Annotated in this window: 19 protein-coding genes; 13 read left to right on the forward strand and 6 right to left on the reverse strand. The window is 40.4% G+C overall.

The window, feature by feature from the left end; all coding sequences use genetic code 11:
* Positions 1-127: 127 nt before the first annotated feature.
* The 7 genes from N5O98_RS02305 (at position 128) to N5O98_RS02335 (ending at position 6,928) form a co-directional block, all read left to right on the forward strand.
* A complete protein-coding gene (locus N5O98_RS02305; protein WP_004298291.1) occupies positions 128-1,117 on the forward strand; it encodes a glycosyltransferase family 2 protein in 990 nt (329 codons plus the stop codon).
* 422 nt (positions 1,118-1,539) lie between these two features.
* On the forward strand, positions 1,540-2,349 hold the full coding sequence (locus tag N5O98_RS02310; protein WP_004308029.1) for a glycosyltransferase family 2 protein: 810 nt from the start codon (positions 1,540-1,542) through the stop codon (positions 2,347-2,349).
* 1 nt (position 2,350) lies between these two features.
* Complete coding sequence (locus tag N5O98_RS02315) at positions 2,351-3,400, forward strand: pyridoxal phosphate-dependent aminotransferase (RefSeq protein WP_004308028.1); 1,050 nt, start codon at positions 2,351-2,353, stop codon at positions 3,398-3,400.
* Positions 3,397-4,128, forward strand: a complete 732-nt coding sequence (locus N5O98_RS02320; protein WP_004308027.1) for a phosphocholine cytidylyltransferase family protein — start codon at positions 3,397-3,399, stop codon at positions 4,126-4,128. Before N5O98_RS02315 ends, N5O98_RS02320 begins: the two co-directional genes overlap by 4 nt.
* Before the next feature lie 15 nt (positions 4,129-4,143).
* On the forward strand, positions 4,144-4,956 hold the full coding sequence (locus N5O98_RS02325) for a LicD family protein (RefSeq protein ID WP_004308026.1): 813 nt from the start codon (positions 4,144-4,146) through the stop codon (positions 4,954-4,956).
* 29 nt (positions 4,957-4,985) lie between these two features.
* A complete protein-coding gene (locus N5O98_RS02330; protein WP_004307434.1) occupies positions 4,986-6,119 on the forward strand; it encodes a glycosyltransferase family 4 protein in 1,134 nt (377 codons plus the stop codon).
* On the forward strand, positions 6,116-6,928 hold the full coding sequence (locus tag N5O98_RS02335) for an FkbM family methyltransferase (protein WP_004298298.1): 813 nt from the start codon (positions 6,116-6,118) through the stop codon (positions 6,926-6,928). The genes N5O98_RS02330 and N5O98_RS02335 overlap by 4 nt, the downstream gene beginning before the upstream one ends.
* Here the strand turns inward: N5O98_RS02335 and N5O98_RS02340 are convergent, their stop codons facing one another.
* Positions 6,929-7,840 (reverse strand): lipopolysaccharide kinase InaA family protein, encoded by a 912-nt coding sequence (locus N5O98_RS02340; RefSeq protein WP_004298299.1) that lies wholly within the window; start codon positions 7,838-7,840, stop codon positions 6,929-6,931.
* A 232-nt stretch (positions 7,841-8,072) separates the two neighbouring features.
* Here N5O98_RS02340 and N5O98_RS02345 point away from each other — a divergent pair, with 232 nt between their 5' ends.
* Positions 8,073-9,131: a glycosyltransferase family 9 protein gene (locus N5O98_RS02345; RefSeq protein WP_022199021.1), complete on the forward strand. Its 1,059-nt coding sequence runs from the start codon at positions 8,073-8,075 to the stop codon at positions 9,129-9,131.
* Here N5O98_RS02345 and N5O98_RS02350 read toward each other — a convergent pair.
* From N5O98_RS02350 to N5O98_RS02360, 3 genes are read right to left on the reverse strand one after another with little or no spacing between them, the layout of a single operon-like run.
* A complete protein-coding gene (locus tag N5O98_RS02350; RefSeq protein ID WP_008776084.1) occupies positions 9,114-10,190 on the reverse strand; it encodes a glycosyltransferase family 4 protein in 1,077 nt (358 codons plus the stop codon). The genes N5O98_RS02345 and N5O98_RS02350 overlap by 18 nt on opposite strands.
* Before the next feature lie 57 nt (positions 10,191-10,247).
* Entirely contained in the window at positions 10,248-11,279 is a 1,032-nt protein-coding gene (locus N5O98_RS02355; RefSeq protein ID WP_004308020.1) for a glycosyltransferase family 9 protein, read from the reverse strand.
* A 3-nt stretch (positions 11,280-11,282) separates the two neighbouring features.
* The gene (locus N5O98_RS02360; RefSeq protein WP_004307438.1) at positions 11,283-11,888 is read right to left on the reverse strand and encodes a DUF4254 domain-containing protein; all 606 of its coding nucleotides are present in this window, start codon (positions 11,886-11,888) and stop codon (positions 11,283-11,285) included.
* A gap of 117 nt (positions 11,889-12,005) precedes the next feature.
* Here N5O98_RS02360 and pdxB point away from each other — a divergent pair, with 117 nt between their 5' ends.
* Positions 12,006-13,046 (forward strand): 4-phosphoerythronate dehydrogenase PdxB, encoded by a 1,041-nt coding sequence (gene pdxB, locus N5O98_RS02365; protein ID WP_004308015.1) that lies wholly within the window; start codon positions 12,006-12,008, stop codon positions 13,044-13,046.
* 106 nt (positions 13,047-13,152) lie between these two features.
* On the opposite strand, the gene purN is transcribed toward pdxB, so the two are convergent.
* The gene (gene purN / locus N5O98_RS02370; protein ID WP_004324324.1) at positions 13,153-13,779 is read right to left on the reverse strand and encodes a phosphoribosylglycinamide formyltransferase; all 627 of its coding nucleotides are present in this window, start codon (positions 13,777-13,779) and stop codon (positions 13,153-13,155) included.
* Positions 13,780-13,877: 98 nt separating this feature from the next.
* Between purN and N5O98_RS02375 the strand changes: the two genes are divergently transcribed.
* From N5O98_RS02375 to rnc, 3 genes are read left to right on the forward strand one after another with little or no spacing between them, the layout of a single operon-like run.
* On the forward strand, positions 13,878-14,114 hold the full coding sequence (locus tag N5O98_RS02375) for an acyl carrier protein (protein ID WP_004291965.1): 237 nt from the start codon (positions 13,878-13,880) through the stop codon (positions 14,112-14,114).
* Positions 14,115-14,129: 15 nt separating this feature from the next.
* Positions 14,130-15,392, forward strand: a complete 1,263-nt coding sequence (fabF, locus tag N5O98_RS02380) for a beta-ketoacyl-ACP synthase II (RefSeq protein WP_004307441.1) — start codon at positions 14,130-14,132, stop codon at positions 15,390-15,392.
* On the forward strand, positions 15,358-16,416 hold the full coding sequence (rnc, locus tag N5O98_RS02385) for a ribonuclease III (RefSeq protein ID WP_004298308.1): 1,059 nt from the start codon (positions 15,358-15,360) through the stop codon (positions 16,414-16,416). The genes fabF and rnc overlap by 35 nt, the downstream gene beginning before the upstream one ends.
* Here the strand turns inward: rnc and N5O98_RS02390 are convergent.
* Positions 16,358-17,368, reverse strand: a complete 1,011-nt coding sequence (locus N5O98_RS02390) for an ATP-dependent 6-phosphofructokinase (RefSeq protein WP_004298309.1) — start codon at positions 17,366-17,368, stop codon at positions 16,358-16,360. The two genes, rnc and N5O98_RS02390, sit on opposite strands and share 59 nt — an antisense overlap.
* Positions 17,369-17,505: 137 nt before the next feature.
* On the opposite strand from N5O98_RS02390, the gene N5O98_RS02395 reads away from it, so the two are divergent.
* A complete protein-coding gene (locus N5O98_RS02395; protein ID WP_004308011.1) occupies positions 17,506-19,032 on the forward strand; it encodes a GH3 auxin-responsive promoter family protein in 1,527 nt (508 codons plus the stop codon).
* Positions 19,033-19,182: the final 150 nt, after the last annotated feature.

Here is a 19,182-nt window from a genome sequence, read left to right on the forward strand (position 1 = left end):
CGGGATAAGAAATCAATAAAAAACGAAATAACTTTCATCATTACAAATATTAAAGTAACTTTGTAATCACCTAATATTATTTTGTTATTAATGATTGAAGAAAAGTATGTGCTTAATAACTCTCTCAATGCCTATTTATAATGTAGAAAAGTACATTGAACGTGCCTTATTATCTGCATTAAACCAAACCTATCAAAACTTAGAGATTTTGATAGTAGACGATTTAGGGCATGATAACAGCATGGATATAGTCTACCAACTTAAAAGCACACATCCTAGAGGTAACTGCATCCGTATAATTACACATAAAAAAAATCTTGGTTTGGGAGGAACAAGAAACACAGCAATTGAATCTGCTCAAGGGAAATATCTATACTTTATGGATAGCGACGATGCTATTGTTCCTGATTGCATTGAAACTTTATATAATATTATTTCACACGAGAAAGTAGACTTTGTAGCAGCCGGAATCAATCAAATTGATGAGAATGAAAATTCACTCAAAATTACTAACTATCCTAATATTACACGAAAAGGTAAATTATGTATGGCTCAATACTTTTATGAAGAAAAAAATGAGATATGGGTAACTACATGGAATAAATTATATAATCTTTCTTTTTTAAAAGAATTTCATATTCATTTTTTGGAACACGTGTACCACGAAGACATAGTAATGCATGCCATGCTCGCTCTAAATACCAGATCATTTAGCCTAACCAACCGGACAACTTATCTTTATAATTGCAAGAGAGAAGACTCTATTACAAATATAGAACAAGGCTACACCTTGAAGCATCTAAATGATCTTACCATAGTTTTTAGTGAGATCAGGAGATTGATGCAAGCAGACAACAACCTTAGCAAACATCTTCAAAAAGAAATAAACTTATATTATTTATTTGAAATTTATCATCGATACCTACCAGCGATGTACTCAAATATTAAAAGGGTTGATTTAATAAAAGGATTAGCAAGGCTCTCTCAAAACTGTATCCCTCCTATTTTGGAAACCCGACTAACATTCAAATCTATAAAACGTTTTTTATTCCTAAAACTTCCTTTTAGCATTCAGTATCTAATTAAAAGTCATAAATACAAAAAGGACAAAACTTAGGCGGAAAAACTATCAACAAATAATATACTATAAGAAGGTTCATAGAAAATATTATTTTCATTTACAAAATTTACAGTCTTATACTTCTTAAAAACATGGAAAAGCATCTCTTCATTCTTAGTCATTTACAAGAGAAGTATCATCATAATGATATTTTGTATGTAAGAGGATGAATATAGTCTTTTGGAAAGAAGATTTATACAAAGCCAATAGTTATAATGAAGAGATGACTTACTAGAGCCGCAAAGACAACGAACTTGCATGTAGACTTATTAATTCCAGAACAAAAAAAAGAATCATAAAATTTGATGTAGCTATCCTGAAAAAGCCTTTAACGCTTGTTACAACCAAATAAAATGTATACATTTGTAGAATTTTAGTGCAAGCCCCCTTAACTATTTAACTAACTTAGTAATAATTATATGAATAAACCCATGGCGAGCAACATAAGTACATCGCTAATTATATCCACCTATAATAGAAGCGACGCATTAGAATTATGCGTTAAAAGCGTGCTACGTCAATCTCTCCTTCCTGATGAAATTATCATTGCCGATGATGGTTCTAAAGAAGATACAGGAGAGCTAATTCATCAATTGGCTGCTTCTTCCGAAGTCCCCATTATTCATGTTTGGCATGAGGATCTAGGCTTCAGACTGGCTTCCATCCGTAACAAAGCTATTGCGAAAGCATCTAAAGAATATATTATACAAATTGACGGGGATATCGTCTTACACAAAGATTTCGTCAAAGATCATGTACATTTTGCTAAAAAAGGCAGTTTCGTAACCGGTAGCCGTGTATTAATCCGGGAAGGTTTAACCAAAAAGATGCTGGCAGAAAGGAACTGCATTATCTCTATTCACGACAAAGGTACTAAAAACACAATCAACGGAGTACATTTGCCTTGGCTAAGCCCACTACTTCAGCATTATCGCCAATGGGATATTTCATATTCCAGAGGATGCAATATGGCTTTCTGGAAAGAGGATTTATTAAAAGTCAATGGGTACAATGAAGCTATTACCGGATGGGGAAGCGAAGATCATGAATTAGTGTGCCGCCTCATCAATAACGGTGTACGCAAGCGTACCATCAAATTTGCGGGAATTGTGTTCCATCTTTATCATGAGCTACATGGAACGGATAATTTGAGCAACAACCGCAGTATTTTGAACGAAACGAAAGTCAGGAAGCTAACCTGGTGCGATAAAGGAATCATACAAAACTAATATGGAAAAGAATTTGAACTTTTTAGATCGAAACGAATTTAACTACAGTCCATCAAAAGAAGTAGTAGAGGCTTTAAAAAACTTCGATATAAATAAACTTTGTTTTTATACCCGCATTTATGATGAAGGAAAGAAAAGTATATTATCTGTTTTCTTATCCGAACTTTACGATATAGATGAAACACAAGTCTTATTAGGATACGGCGGAGAAGATATTCTGAAGCAAGCTGTACACTACTTCCTGACTCAAGAAGATGGAAATAAAACGATGTTGATTCCCAAGTTCTCATGGTGGTATTATAAATCAATTGCAGATGAGGTGAATGGCCATACTTTGCAATATCCTCTCTACGAAGACGGAAATACTTTTAAATATGACTTTGAGACGCTAAAAGATATGATTCAGAAAGAGAATCCGAAGATTCTTTTACTAGCTTCTCCCAATAACCCTACCGGCAATGGTTTAACTCCGAAAGAATTGGATGAACTGCTTGCAGAAGTACCCAGTCAAACAGTGGTATTGATAGACGAAGCATACGCTTCTTTTGTTTCAACTGATACCAGTTATATCAAAAAGCTGGTTAATAAATATCCGAATTTGATTATTTCCCGTACTTTATCCAAGTTTTATGGATTGCCCGGTTTACGTATGGGATTCGGATTCATGAGTAAGGAGCTGGAAAAATTCAGCAGATACAGCAATAAATATCTGGGATATAACCGGATATCCGAAGATATCGCCATTGCGGCTCTTAAATCGGACGCACACTATCGAAACATCGCCAAACTGATGAACGAGGACCGTGAGCGTTACGAAAAGGAAATCGGCGTGTTACCCGGATTCAAAGTATATGAATCGGTTGCCAATTTTATTTTAATCAAATACCCGATAGAACTGAAAGAGGCTTTACAAAAGGCTTTTGCTAAACAGAGTTATAAAGTGAAGTTTATGAATGAACCGGATATCAATACTCATTTGCGTATCACATTGGGACGCCCAGAGCAGAACCGGATCGTTATAGATACAATCAAAAAAATAGCATCCAAATGAAAGCAGTAATATTAGCCGCAGGAATAGCTTCACGCTTACGCCCGCTGACCGATACGACGCCCAAATGTCTTCTCAAAATAGGAGAACGATGCCTTTTGGAAAGAGCTTTTGATGCTCTGATACAAAACGGAATTGATGAGTTCATCATTGTCACCGGGTATCGCCAGCAGCAAATCGTTGATTTCCTACAGGCACATTATCCAACCCAAGATATTACTTTCATCTATAATGACAGGTATGAATCAACCAACAATATCTATTCATTATGGCTCACCCGTTCCTATACAGATGGGCAGGAGATTTTATTATTAGACAGCGACATTGTATTTGATCCGCAGATTGTAGAGAAACTGCTTCATTCGGATAAGGACGACATATTGGCACTGAATCGTCATGAGCTCGGAGCAGAAGAAATAAAAGTCATCGTGGACGACGCACAAAAGGTCGTTGAAATCAGCAAAGTCTGCTCAATATCCGATGCTATCGGAGAATCTATCGGCATTGAAAAGATGTCAGCTGAATATACCAAAGCGCTATTCCGGGAACTGGAAATTATGATTACTACCGAAGGGCTGGATAATATATTCTACGAACGGGCTTTTGAGAGACTGATTCCGCAAGGATATAGTTTTTACGTTATGGACACCACCGAGTTCTTCTCGGCCGAGCTGGACACAGTAGAAGACTTTCAACAGGCACAGAAGCTGATTCCAGCCAGTCTTTATTAATTAAAATCAGATAGAATGGCTAATTACGACATCCGCCCTCTACAGCTTCGCATATTAAAGAACTTATTAGCTGTTGACAAAGTTTGCAAAGAACATAATCTGCGATATTACATCATGGCAGGCACCATGCTGGGAGCTGTGCGCCACAAAGGATTCATCCCCTGGGATGATGATTTGGATATCGGAATGCCAAGAGCTGATTATGACTTACTAATGGCTAATGCCAAAGAATGGTTACCGGAACCTTACGAAGCGGTATGCGCTGAGAATGATAAGGAATATCCTCTTCCGTTCGCAAAGGTGCAGGATGCCAACACAACCTTAATCGAGCGTATGCATCTCAAATATCTGGGAGGTGTATATATTGATATATTTCCACTAGATGGAGTTCCGGAAAGCCGTATGGCGCAAAGAATGCATTTTGCGAAGTATGAGTTCTACAAACGAGTACTTTATCTTATTCATCGCGATCCATACAAACATGGGAAAGGTCCCAGTTCATGGATACCGCTATTATGCAGAAAGTTTTTTACCCTTACCGGAGCACAGGAAAGCATCAGGAAGGTGATGAAGAAATACGATTTCGACCAATGCGCATTAGTCTGCGATTATGATGATGGAATGAAAGGAATCATGTCGAAGGATATCCTGGGCACTCCCACTCCTATCCGGTTTGAAGATGAAGAAGTATGGGGAGTACAGAAATACGACGCTTATCTGTCACAGAAATATGGAGATTACATGACCAGACCTAAACAAAGTGGACAAAGACAACATAATTTCCATTATTTAGACTTGAATAAACCTTATCGGAATTTTGAAGTCTAATTATAATCACATAAAGGTAAGAAGAAGAAATGAGAATAGGTTTTGACGGAAAACGTGCAGTACAGAATTTCACCGGTCTGGGTAATTATAGCCGCTATATAGTGGATATCCTATGCCAATTCTATCCGGAGAATGAATATGTGCTGTATGCCCCCAAGAAACGGGAAAACAAGAGACTGGACAAATTAACGAAGCAGTATCAGCAACTACAGCTTTCTTATCCCACTACTTCTTCCTGGAAAAAGTTAAGTTCATTGTGGCGAGTATGGGGCGTTACCCAACAACTGGAAAAAGAAAAAATCGATATATTCCACGGACTTAGTAATGAGTTGCCCCTGAATATACATCAAAGCGAGGTAAAAAGTATTGTAACGATTCACGATCTGATCTTTCTGCGCTATCCGCAGTATTACCATTCGATCGACAGGAAAATATACACATACAAATTCCGTAAAGCTTGCGAAAATGCCGATAAAATCATTGCTATCAGCGAATGTACCAAGCGTGATATTATTGAGTATTTCAGGATTCCCGCCGATAAGATAGAAGTTGTTTATCAGGGATGTGATCCTTCATTCATGCATCCTGTAGCAGCAGAGAAGAAAAGAGAAATCCGGGCTAAATATCAGCTACCGGATCACTATATCCTTAACGTAGGAAGTATTGAAGAACGCAAAAACGCCCTTTCAGCGGTGCAGGCACTAACGATGCTTCCTGAACAGATTCATCTCGTCATTGTAGGACGCCACACGGAATATACTGATAAAATTGAACGTTTCATTAAGGAGAATAAGCTGGAAGAAAGGGTACATATCATCAGCAATGTTCCTTTTGATGATCTACCGGCTTTTTATCAGTTAGCAGAAATTTTTGTATACCCTTCCCGTTTCGAAGGTTTTGGTATTCCCATTATAGAAGCTCTATACTCCGGTATTCCGGTAGTGGCCGCGACTGGATCTTGCCTGGAAGAAGCCGGAGGTCCCGACTCTATCTATGTACATCCTGACGATATCAAAGGAATGGCCAATGCTTTCAAACAGATATACTCCGATACTGAAAGAAAAAAGGAGATGATTGAAAAGGGGCAAAAATTTGCCAAAAGATTCTCTGAAGAAAAGCAAGCGGAAGAAATCTTAAACATCTACAAGAAACTAATGAAATGAACGTACTTAAACATACAATAAAGAAATTTATATATGGCACTCTCCCATATTATTTCATGAAAGGATATAAGCCTGGCTCTCCTTATCTGAAATACTATGAATATATTAAAGAACATGGATATTCAAGACACCTGTATGAATTCAAGGATGAATACGCCAATATGCCTGTTGATGTACAGAAAGATGAGGAAAAAGGCTTATACTATGTTCAAAAAGAAAAGAAGCGACTCTATTTCAGAAAAAGCACTCCAGCCAAGAAAATTCAAAAATATTATAGGGCTTTGAGTATGGAACAAGACAGGCGCTCACCGCACCATTACTTCAACAGCGTTAAAGAAGTGACAGGGAAAGTATTTGTGGATGTCGGTTGTGCCGAAGGCTATTCATCATTGGAAATTATCGAAGAAGCCAAACATGTTTATTTGTTTGAGCAGGACGAGCAATGGTTGGAAGCCATCAGAGCTACCTTCGAACCATGGCAGGATAAAGTGACGATTGTCCAGAAGTATGTGAGTGACCATAATTCTTCGAGAGAGCAAACACTAGATGATTTCTTCAACAACCAGACGAATGAACATCTATTTCTTAAAATGGATATAGAAGGAGCCGAACGGCACGCATTGGCCGGATGCAATAACTTATTCCAGAATTGCCAGAAGCTGGATTTTGCCATTTGCACATACCACTTGCGTGATGACGAAGAAGTTATCTCTGCATTTCTGGACAAACATAACTGCACATATATTAATCAAAAAGGGTTTTTCAGGCATAAAATCCGCAGTGTAGTGATGCGCGGAAGTAAGAAGTAATCATTGATAATCAGCAGAAAGCAATTCACAATAATCATACTTGCACAGGTATGTATCATAGATATGCTTTTCCTTTTTCAATAAGAAACGTGAGATATGCGGTTCCCAAGAAAAGAATTTACGTACGGAACGGTATAAACGGAAGAATAAAATCAGGGATACAATATGCTTTTCTTTCTCTTTCCGTGCCGCACGACGATAAATATAATGAGTAAAAAACTGATCGCTGTAACGAAGGGCCAGACTGACCGTAGATTCGACGTCCCATCCACGCAAAGAAGCATATTCTGTCATGATGTAAGTCAGTACCTCACGCGAAATACACAAACGGCACATATTACGGCATACCATATCACAATCAATATCCGATAGCAACTGCATGCGATTCACGTCGACCAGAGAGAAACTGTATTCATTCGTTTCATTCTGATGAATCAGTATATTACCGGGAGAATAGTCCAAATGGAGAATACCTGCCTGATGCAAAGCAGCAGTGTAGCGCGCAAAAGCAGAAAGTTTATCTTCATTTCCCTCTACTTTCCCATCCATCAGGGAACGGACAGTTTCGCCACCATCATAACAACAAATATAATAGCTATGTGAAAGAAGACCATTCTGAAATTGTTCAATCATAGCCACTGGCTCCGGAGTGTCAAAACCATGCTGTTGGATCTCCATAGAATAAATATAGGAACGTTCTGCTTTTGATTGCCGGAAAAACGAATATACAACGCGGTTGATGATGTGAGGCTTCTTAAAGCTCTTCACCACAACATCAATACTGCCCAAGCCAATTCGTTTTAAAACATTACGACCATCATACACCACATCTCTTTCTTTCTGGAAGGACCTTGGAATTTCTTCTATCTCCTTCTGCAAATGTGCGTACTTGGGATTTACAATCACTCTCATTACACTCTCCTATATAATACTAATTACAAAGATTGAGCAAAGATAAAGAAATTAGGCCATATTCCGACTATATTTTTCTCTTTTCTCACAAAGATTGGCTAACTCTCTCTACATATAAGTCCTGTTACGAACCGCTTTAGTCATTTTTTCTTTTTTCTTTTCATTTATATTTAGACATAAATGCTTTTTTTTAGTTATGTTTGCACGATAAAAAGCATAAGGAAGTTTAAGCATGAAACCAATCAAAAGAATTCTAATTATTCGATTTAGACAAATAGGCGACTCAATTCTGGCTGTTGCATTGTGCAGCACGCTGAAAAAAAGTTTTCCCGATGCAGAGATACACTTCGTGCTTAATAAAAATATTGCTCCACTCTATGAGGGGCATCCGGATATAGATAAAGTCATTACATTTGACAAGAATGAGAATAAACCATTCACTGCTTATATAAAAAAAGTATGGCAGGTAATGCATAAAAACAGATACGATGTAATCATCGATATGCGCTCTACTATCCGGACCCTTTTTTTCTCTCTTTTTTCATTAAGAACTCCTTTCCGGATAGGACGCATTAAAGGATATACACATTTTCTACTGAACTACCGGACAGACACTTACAGTAAGAATCTGACAACTGACATGGTACAACGCAATCTATTGCTTGCAGCACCATTAGAAAAGATCAGACCTATTCAATACACAAAAGAATTCAAGTTATATCTGACTGACCGGGAAAAAGAAGATTTCCGATATTATATGGAAAAGGAAGGGATTGATTTTGCACGCCCTGTGTTATTAATAGGAGTCACAACCAAACTCATCCATAAAAAATGGAATACGGAGTTCATGGCAGCCACACTGAAAAGAATATTAGAGGAATACAAGGACATACAAATGATCTTCAACTACGCGCCGGGGTACGAAGAAGAAGATGCCAGAAATATCTACAAGGAATTAGGATGTCCGGAACGTATCAAGATCGATATACAAGCTTCTTCATTACGACAACTGGCAGCACTTTGTGCCAACTGTTCATTTTACTTCGGGAACGAAGGAGGAGCCAGACACATCGCCCAAGCTCTTGGAGTTCCTTCATTTGCCATTTATTCACCAAGTGCGTCAAAGTCAATGTGGTTACCCGCCAATTCCGTACTCGCCGAAGGAATTAGTCCTGACGACATTCTTCCACCGGAACAACAGGCGACATTACCCTATGAGGAGCGTTTTGCATTAATTACTCCCGAAAAGGTATACGAGCAATTGATTCCAATACTAAGGCAATTGAGCTAACTCCCGATATAAATCAAGGTAGGCTTGTATATGCTTCTCGTAACTGAATGAAGCGGCATGTCCCTTGATTTTCTCCAAGCGTTCCTTATCTTTATAAAAATCAGGTAGATGCTCCCGGATACTTTCCACCATAGATTCTGTATCCAAATGTTCCCACATGATAGCGTGTCCATTACAAACTTCCGGCAAACTAGTGCGATTAGCAGCAAATACAGCCTTCCCAAATTGCATAGCTTCCACCACCGGCAATCCAAAGCCTTCTCCCTCACTAGGAAACAGGAATGCCTCACAGTTCCGATATAACCAGATCTTCTCGCTTTGAGAAATAACATCCGTCAAAAAGACATTAGTGAGCTGATTCTCACGGATCAGATTGCGCACTTCTTCAGCATAAGCAAAATGAGCATCGCCACAAATATATAGATCATATTCCGGGAAATGACGCATTACGTCAACCAAGAGATGGAAGTTCTTTTTTCTACGGATTTGTCCAATCGTAAAAAAGAAAGGACGCCCTGTAGCAAACGACGGCTTTATTCCTTCCAATGTATCGATTCTCTCCACTCCATTATAGATGACCCGGATCTCCTTCCCTTTCAAATCTACATGCTGCCGAATGACATCTGCCACATAATGAGAGATCGTAGTCACGACCGCTGCCTTATTGACCTTATTCTGCATCCGGCGAAGATACATTTTTGCCTTCCAGGGCTTTTTCTCTGTTAAAAAATTAAAGTCGTGTATAGTAAAGATAAACTTTGTCCCACCGGCAATACGCAACAGCTTGCGCTGTTGATTCACCGCATGCCATACATCTACCTTGGGAAGGGTAAAAGGAAAAAACTTATTGATACGACGTACCGGAACAGAGGTCACATTCGGGCCAAATTCCTGCATATATTTCTGCCGCAATAAATATACAAAATGAAGATCATCTACCAGCATAGACGAAAAGGCGGTTGCATAGTTGGCCGCAATCTGCCCGAAGCCGGCTGTGAGACTACCATAATTCGTAAGATCTATCAGTACCTTTTTCTTTCGTTGTATCTCTTTCATCATTATTTGATTCTACGCTCTTTCGGCTCAATAAACAGCTAATTTGAACTTCAGCAAGGATTAATCTACAAACCCTTCTATTTTCGCAATGACCTGCTCCGGCTTTATATCCCTCAAACAGGCATAATCACCTCGCCAGCAAGGCTTCTGACCATATACAGAACAGGGACGGCATGACAAATCGAGTTGCACGGTATTGACCGGCAATTGTTTCCAACCCATAAAACCGGCATAAGGATGGGTGGCTCCCCAAATAGAGACAACCGGAATATTGACCAGGGATGCCAAATGCATATTGGCAGAATCCATTGAAAGCATCACGTCCAGATGGCTCATCAGATTCAGTTCGGTACGCATATTCAGTTTACCGATCATTGAAACGACAGAAGGATATTTAGCAATCCATGCATCAAATACGTCCTGCTCGCTTTTACCGCCTCCAAAGAGGAAAACCTTTACTTTGGGATTGGCAGCAAAATGTGCTATAACTTGCTCCTGCAGTTCTAACGGATAAATCTTACCTGCATGTTTGGCAAAAGGAGCTATACCAATCCACTTTTGATCTTCTTTAGGCCCTGTGACTGGTTCTATTTCCGCAAAGTCTCCTTTTCCTTCGCCATAAATAGAAGAGAAATTTAATAGTACCGGTAAACCTAGCTTCTCAAGTACATCGGCATAACGACGAAAAGAACTCTTCTGATTTTCCATCACCTTATCATGACGGCGAACCAGCTTCTTTTTGCCTGCCCTTCCTTTACAAATGGAAGCTACCGGTTTATTGGCAAGACGGAATCGCAAACATAAATACTTAGAACGAAGTACATGATGAAAATCAGCAATGTAATCAAAATGCATCGCTTTCAATTCCGAATAAAGGCTATTCAAGCCCCAAAGCCCCTTGTGCTTGCCTGTTAAATCAGCTCCGACAAAACCCACATTGGCAGGCAACCCCTGAAAGAGTGGCTGCCATACAGCACGACTTAACACTGTTATTTCGTGCTGCGGGTATTGCACAGCCAGCGAATGTATTACCGGGATTGTCATGGCTACATCGCCAAGAGCTGAAAAACGAATAATGAGAATACGCGCCATTCGTTATTTTTTCGCATAAAGCACCGGATTTAATGCCGGGTCATTATACATCTTCATCTGTTTATATACTTTCATATATTTTCTTCCGGCTTCGATATCAGCCAACAGCTGTTCAATAGCCGTAGAAAGGTCTTTGCGTTGTTCCAGCAGGATATTCAACTTAGCCTGGCATTGAGCACGGTGTTCCTCGGTAGTGTCCGTACGTTCCACCTCCTGCTGCATGTGGTAAATTTTCAATGCAAGAATTGACAAGCGGTCAATTGCCCATGCAGGGCTTTCCGTATTAATCGTTGCGTCAGAGAGAGGTTTTACCTCTTTGTATTTGTCTAAAAAGTAGCTATCAATTAATTCCACCAGGTCTGTACGGTCCTGATTTGATTTATCAATTCTTCTTTTCAAGGCCAATGCTTCTACCGGATCAATCTGCGGGTCACGGATAATATCCTCAAAATGCCATTGCACAGCATCAATCCAGTTCTTTAGATATAAATAATACTCAATAGTTTTCAACTCGTAAGGATTGTTCATCGGAGCATCCACACTATCCGTTACATGGTAATCTGTTGTCGATTTCCAAAAAATCTCGTTGCAAAGGTTACTAAATGTCATAATCTTAACTAGCTAATAGATATATAATAGGGCAAATCTATGTAATATTTTTCAGACAAGCAACCGTTTCTTACTTTTTTATTTGTTACCTTTGTGGGTATAAAAGATGAATTGTATATGAAAATTATTATCGACAATAAAATACCTTATATAAAAGAAGCGGTGCAGAGAATAGCCGATGAGGTAGTTTATGCACCGGGGAAAGATTTCACTCCGGAGCTCGTACGGGATGCGGACGCACTTATTGTCCGTACCCGCACACATTGCAACCGGGATTTATTGGAAGGTAGTCGAGTGAAATTCATAGCGACGGCAACCATAGGTTTCGACCATATTGATACGGAGTATTGCAAACAGGCCGGTATCGAATGGACGAATGCACCGGGATGTAATTCGGCTTCTGTCGCCCAATATATACAGTCATCGCTTCTTGTATGGAAGTCCGTCAGGAATAAAAGACTGAATGAACTGACGATTGGAATCATAGGAGTAGGAAATGTCGGGAGTAAGGTAGCTAAAGTTGCCCAGGATTTTGGCATGCGTGTTTTATTGAATGATTTGCCACGGGAAGAAAAAGAAGGTGCAGAACGATTCTCTTCACTGGAGAAAATAGCGGAAGAGTGTGACATCATCACTTTTCACGTACCTTTATATAAGGAAGGAAAGTATAAAACGTTCCACTTGGCGGATGAAGTTTTCTTTCAGTCACTCAAACGGAAGCCTGTTATCATCAATACCTCACGAGGAGAAGTCATCCAGACTGATGCTCTTTTAAAAGCCTTGAACAGCCAGATGATTTCGGATGCCATCATCGACGTATGGGAGCATGAACCGGAAATCAACCGTGATCTATTGGAAAAGACATTTATCGGAACTCCTCACATTGCAGGTTACTCTGCAGATGGAAAAGCAAACGCCACACGTATGTCATTGGATGCCATCTGCAAATTTTTCCAAATAAAAGGGGATTATGAAATTAACGCACCCGCACCTGTCTCCCCCATTATTCATGCAAAAAACCACGAAGAAGCAGTCCTCCAAATGTATAATCCAACCGAAGACAGCAACCGGCTAAAAAATCAACCGGAGCTATTCGAAACCCTACGCGGAGATTATCCTTTGCGGAGAGAAGAGAAAGCATACATTATTAAGTATTAGGTATTAAGTTTCAAGTAAGTATCAAACATTAATCGCATTGACCGAAAAATTTAATAAAATTCTGTCAAAGGATTATCTGTACGACGTAATACTTAATACCTGATACTTAATTCTTATTATTTAGTACTTGTTCTATGATTTGAGGGAAGTGTTCATATTCCAAAGCATGCACCTTCTTAGCTACATCATCCGGAGAATCAGTCGAAAGAACAGGGCAAGTAGCTTGAAAAATCGTATTTCCTTCGTCGTAATGCTCATTTATATAATGTATAGTAATGCCGCTTTCTTTCTCACCGGCAGCCACTACCGCTTCATGTACCCGGTCACCATACATTCCTTTGCCTCCGTACTTCGGCAGAAGAGCAGGATGTATATTTATAATTTTATCGGGATAAGCATGCAAAAGCAAATCCGGCACGCGAACTAAGAAGCCGGCCAACACGACAAAATCAATGCGGTACTCCTGCAAAATAGCCAAAATTTCATCTCCGGCTATCCAATCCTCCTTTGGAAACACGTTAGAAGGCACTCCCAAGCGATGCGCACGTTCCAAAACATAGGCGTCACTTTTATTAGAAAGCACCAACGAAACCTGAACGGAATCGTTTTTTTGGAAATACCGGATAATATTCTCGGCATTTGAACCGGAACCGGAAGCGAAAATTGCGATGTTTTTCTTCATAACTCTCAAATTCGATGCACAAAACAGTGAAAAATGTGCAAAACATTGCATTTATTTAGTCAAATATTTGCGCAAAACGATAAATATTCATTCCTTTGCACCGCAAATTTAAAGAAATAAAACTAATTATTAATTAAAAACTTAAAGTTATGTCTGAAATTGCATCAAGAGTAAAAGCGATTATCGTTGATAAATTAGGCGTAGAAGAATCAGAAGTTACTAACGAAGCAAGCTTCACTAACGACCTGGGAGCAGATTCTCTTGACACTGTAGAACTTATCATGGAATTCGAAAAAGAATTCGGTATCTCTATTCCTGATGACCAAGCAGAAAAGATTGGTACTGTAGGTGATGCTGTATCTTATATCGAAGAACACGCTAAGTAATTCGATTTCATCAATATGGAATTAAAAAGAGTGGTAGTAACAGGCCTTGGCGCCATTACTCCCGTTGGCAACAGCGTTCCCGAATTTTGGGAAAACATTGTGAACGGGGTTAGTGGAGCAGGGCCTATTACTCATTTTGATGCGTCGTTATTCAAGACCCAATTCGCATGCGAAGTGAAAGACTTCGATGCAACGAAATACATAGACCGCAAAGAAGCAAGAAAGATGGACCTGTATACTCAATATGCCATCGCTGTTGCTAAAGAAGCGGTGAGTGATTCCGGTCTTGACGTCGAGAAAGAAGACTTGAACAAAATCGGTGTTATTTTCGGCGCCGGTATTGGTGGTATACATACATTTGAAGAAGAGGTAGGCAACTACTACACTCGTCAGGAAATGGGTCCGAAGTTTAATCCGTTCTTCATTCCAAAGATGATTTCGGATATTGCAGCCGGACAGATTTCTATCATGTATGGTTTCCATGGTCCTAACTACGCGACTTGTTCAGCATGTGCTACTTCAACCAACGCTATTGCAGATGCCTTCAACCTGATTCGTTTGGGTAAAGCAAATGTAATTGTATCCGGTGGTTCCGAAGCAGCAATCTTCCCGGCAGGTGTAGGCGGTTTCAACGCTATGCACGCCTTGTCAACACGCAACGACGAAGCTTCTAAAGCTTCACGTCCGTTTAGCGCAAGCCGCGATGGTTTCGTTATGGGCGAAGGTGGCGGTTGCTTGATCCTGGAAGAACTGGAACACGCTAAAGCTCGTGGTGCAAAAATCTATGCAGAAGTTGCCGGTGTAGGTATGTCTGCAGATGCACATCACTTGACTGCTTCTCATCCGGAAGGTCTGGGAGCGAAACTGGTGATGATGAATGCACTGGAAGATGCGGAAATGGATCCGAAAGAAGTAGACTATATCAATGTACACGGTACATCTACTCCGGTTGGTGATATTTCAGAAGCAAAAGCAATCAAGGAAGTATTCGGTGATCATGCGTTCGAGTTGAACATCAGTTCAACCAAATCAATGACAGGTCACTTGCTGGGAGCTGCCGGTGCGGTAGAATCTATTGCAAGCATCCTTGCCATTAAGAACGGCATTGTTCCTCCGACTATCAACCACGAAGAAGGTGACGACGACGAGAACATCGACTACAACCTTAATTTCACGTTCAATAAAGCACAGAAACGCGAAGTTAATGTTGCCTTGTCCAATACATTTGGATTTGGTGGTCACAATGCGTGCGTTATCTTCAAGAAATACGCAGAGTAATATCGTGTTACGTAACGAAATAGATAAGATAAGGCTCTTGTTCCGCAAGGATAGAGAGTCTTATCTTTGTTTTTACCGGATACTCGGGTTCTACCCGCGCAATATCCAGCTTTATGAGCAGGCTCTCCTGCACAAATCGACTTCTGTCCGCTCCGACAAGGGACGTCCTCTCAACAATGAACGGCTGGAGTTTTTAGGTGACGCCATCCTCGACGCCATCGTGGGAGATATTGTCTACAAACGTTTCGAAGGGAAACGGGAAGGTTTCCTGACCAATACACGTTCCAAGATCGTACAACGAGAGACGTTGAACAAGTTGGCCGTTGAAATCGGCCTGGATAAGCTCATCAAGTATTCTACCCGCTCCTCTTCTCACAACAGCTACATGTATGGAAATGCTTTTGAGGCGTTCATCGGAGCTATTTATCTGGATCAGGGATATGAACGCTGCAAACTGTTTATGGAACAACGGATCATTAACCGTTATATCGATCTGGATAAAATATCCCGAAAAGAGGTTAACTTCAAATCCAAGCTTATCGAATGGAGCCAAAAGAACAAAATGGAGGTTTCCTTTGAATTAATCGAGCAGTTTCTCGATCATGACAGTAACCCTGTATTCCAAACTGAAGTACGTATTGAAGGACTTCCGGCAGGAACAGGTACGGGGTATTCCAAGAAGGAATCTCAACAGAATGCCGCCCAGATGGCTATAAAGAAAGTAAAGGAACCGACATTTATGTCAACCATCGAGGAGATTAAAATACAACATTCGGCAACTGAAACGGAAACAGAAATGGAAGTTGAACTTGCGACAGGTTCTGATACTGAATTGGCAACCGAGCTTGAGAATGAACTCGAAACCGAACTGAATGCAAATCCCGAGATAAAACCAGAGAATGTTTCAGAAGAAAACATCCTCGTCGATGAGATTTCCACAGTACAGGACACAGAAGCTCCGGCAACTAACCAAAACAAATCCCCATGCGACGACCCTGAATCACCAAATCGTGATCTTCAGTAACCAATTTCAGTTTTCCTGCAACTTCTTCAAGAGGAATAGATGCTATATCGTCTCCTTTTAAAGTCACCATACGCCCGAATTGGCCATTGGCTATCAATTCTGTTGCATGCCCGCCCATGCGGGTAGAAAGATTGCGGTCGAAAGGAGTAGGCGAACCACCACGCTGAATATACCCCAGAACTGTTTCGCGAGTTTCTATACCAGTTTCATATTCAATTTCCTGCGCGATATATTCAGCAGCACGTTTACGCCCGTCAGTCTGAATTCCTTCCGCTACCACTACAATAGAATAGGGTTTGCCTTTCTTTAGTCTTTCCAGAATCGTATTGCCAATATTTTTAATGTTATAAGCGATTTCAGGAACGAGAATCACATCCCCTCCTCCTGCCATACCGGAATACAAAGCAATCCAGCCAGCCTTATGCCCCATCACTTCAATCACCATCACCCTTTTATGAGAGCTTGCGGTGGAATGTAGACGGTCGATGGCATCAGTAGCAATACTTACCGCCGAGTCGAAACCAAAAGAGATGTCCGTGCCCCAAATATCATTATCAATGGTTTTAGGAACAGATACGATGTTAACTCCCATTGCAACAAACTTGGCTGCAGTCTTCTGCGTTCCATTTCCACCGATACAAACGACACAATCCAGCCCAATTTCATGGATATTCTGAAGAATTAAAGACGGTTTGTCAACATCAGAGACAACGCCTCCTTTTTTGAAAGGCTTCTCACGAGAAGTTCCTAACATCGTTCCACCCAGATTGAGCAAACCGGAGAGCGACTTGTCTGTAATAGATTCGACATCTTTAGTCAGCAAGCCCTGAAAACCGCTGTGAATACCTACCACTTCCATTCCGTAATAATTGATGGCAGTTTTGCACACGCCACGAATCGTGGCATTAATACCGGGACAGTCCCCGCCGGATGTTAAGATTCCAATTCTCATTGTCGCATTTTTTAGTCTAAAACTCGGGATTTATATGAAAGTCGTCAATTTTTAACGATTATTTCCGTCGTAAAGATAGAAAAAAAAGATAAATAAGTTACTTTTGCACGACTAAACATTATTATGTTAAAGCAGAAATGAATATTACAAAAATTATTAGTAAGACTTTCGATTCCCGTTTAAAACAGATAGACCTATATGCTAATCAGGCTAGTGAGATACAGCATCGTGTGTTAAGCCGCTTAACACGCCAGGCCGCTCAGACTGAATGGGGAAGAAAGTACGATTATTCCTCTATCCGTAACTATGAAGATTTCCGAAAACGTGTTCCTATCCAAACATACGAAGAAATCAAACCTTATGTAGAACGTTTGCGAGCCGGGGAACAGAATCTGCTTTGGCCATCGGAGATACGCTGGTTTGCAAAATCCTCCGGAACGACTAATGATAAAAGTAAATTCCTTCCCGTCAGCAAAGAGGCACTGGAAGACATTCATTACAGAGGAGGAAAAGACGCGGCAGCTCTTTATTTCCGCATCAATCCGGATAGCCATTTTTTCTCCGGCAAGGGACTGATTCTCGGGGGTAGCCATAGTCCGAACCTCAACTCCAACCATAGTTTAGTAGGAGATTTATCCGCTATTCTGATTCAAAATGTGAATCCGCTTATCAATTTCATTCGTGTACCTAGCAAGAAAATTGCATTGATGAGCGAATGGGAGACCAAAATAGAAGCAATCGCCAACAGCACTATTCCGGTAAATGTGACAAGCTTGTCCGGCGTACCGTCGTGGATGCTGGTACTTATCAAACGTGTTCTTGAAAAGACAGGAAAACAGGCTTTGGAAGAAGTATGGCCCAACCTGGAAGTTTTCTTCCACGGTGGAGTGGCTTTCACTCCTTATCGTGAGCAATACAAGCAGGTAATTCAAACACCGAAAATGCATTATGTAGAGACTTATAATGCTTCGGAAGGATATTTTGGAACTCAAAACGACCTCTCTGATCCTGCCATGTTATTAATGATCGACTACGGAATCTTCTACGAATTTGTTCCGCTGGAGGAAGTAGGAAAAGAGAGTCCACGAGCTTATTGCCTTGAAGAAGTCGAGCTCAACAAGAACTATGCAATGGTTATTTCTACTTCTTGCGGCTTATGGAGATACATGATTGGGGATACAGTGAAGTTTACCAGCAAGAATCCCTATAAGTTTGTCATCACAGGAAGAACAAAGCATTTCATCAACGCATTTGGCGAAGAGCTGATTGTCGATAACGCTGAAAAAGGATTGGCAAAGGCTTGTGCCGAAACCGGAGCACAAGTTAGTGAATACACCGCGGCACCTGTATTTATGGATGAGAATGCCAAATGCCGGCACCAGTGGTTAATAGAGTTCGCTAAGATGCCGGATTCAGTAGAAAAATTTGCAGCGATACTTGATGCCACACTGAAGGAGGTCAACTCCGATTATGAGGCGAAACGATGGAAAGATATAGCTCTGCAACCATTGGAAGTAATCGTTGCCCGTGAGGGATTATTCCATGATTGGCTGGCACAGAGAGGAAAGTTGGGAGGACAACACAAAGTCCCCAGATTAAGTAATACGCGCGAATATATAGAAACAATGTTAGCGCTGAATGACAGCATTCTTTCGGAAGAATAACCAAAAACCAAGACATAACCGACACTAGTTTTCTTTATTACAGAGATTACTTGTACAAGGAGAGCGTTTCGAAGCACCTCTCCAATTTCTTCCAGGCACGGATTATGCGAATTACATGGATAAAGTTTATTCTCTTTCCGTGTTTATCCG

The organism is Bacteroides sp. LFL-34, from assembly GCF_027257075.1.
Lineage (GTDB): Bacteria > Bacteroidota > Bacteroidia > Bacteroidales > Bacteroidaceae > Bacteroides > Bacteroides ovatus.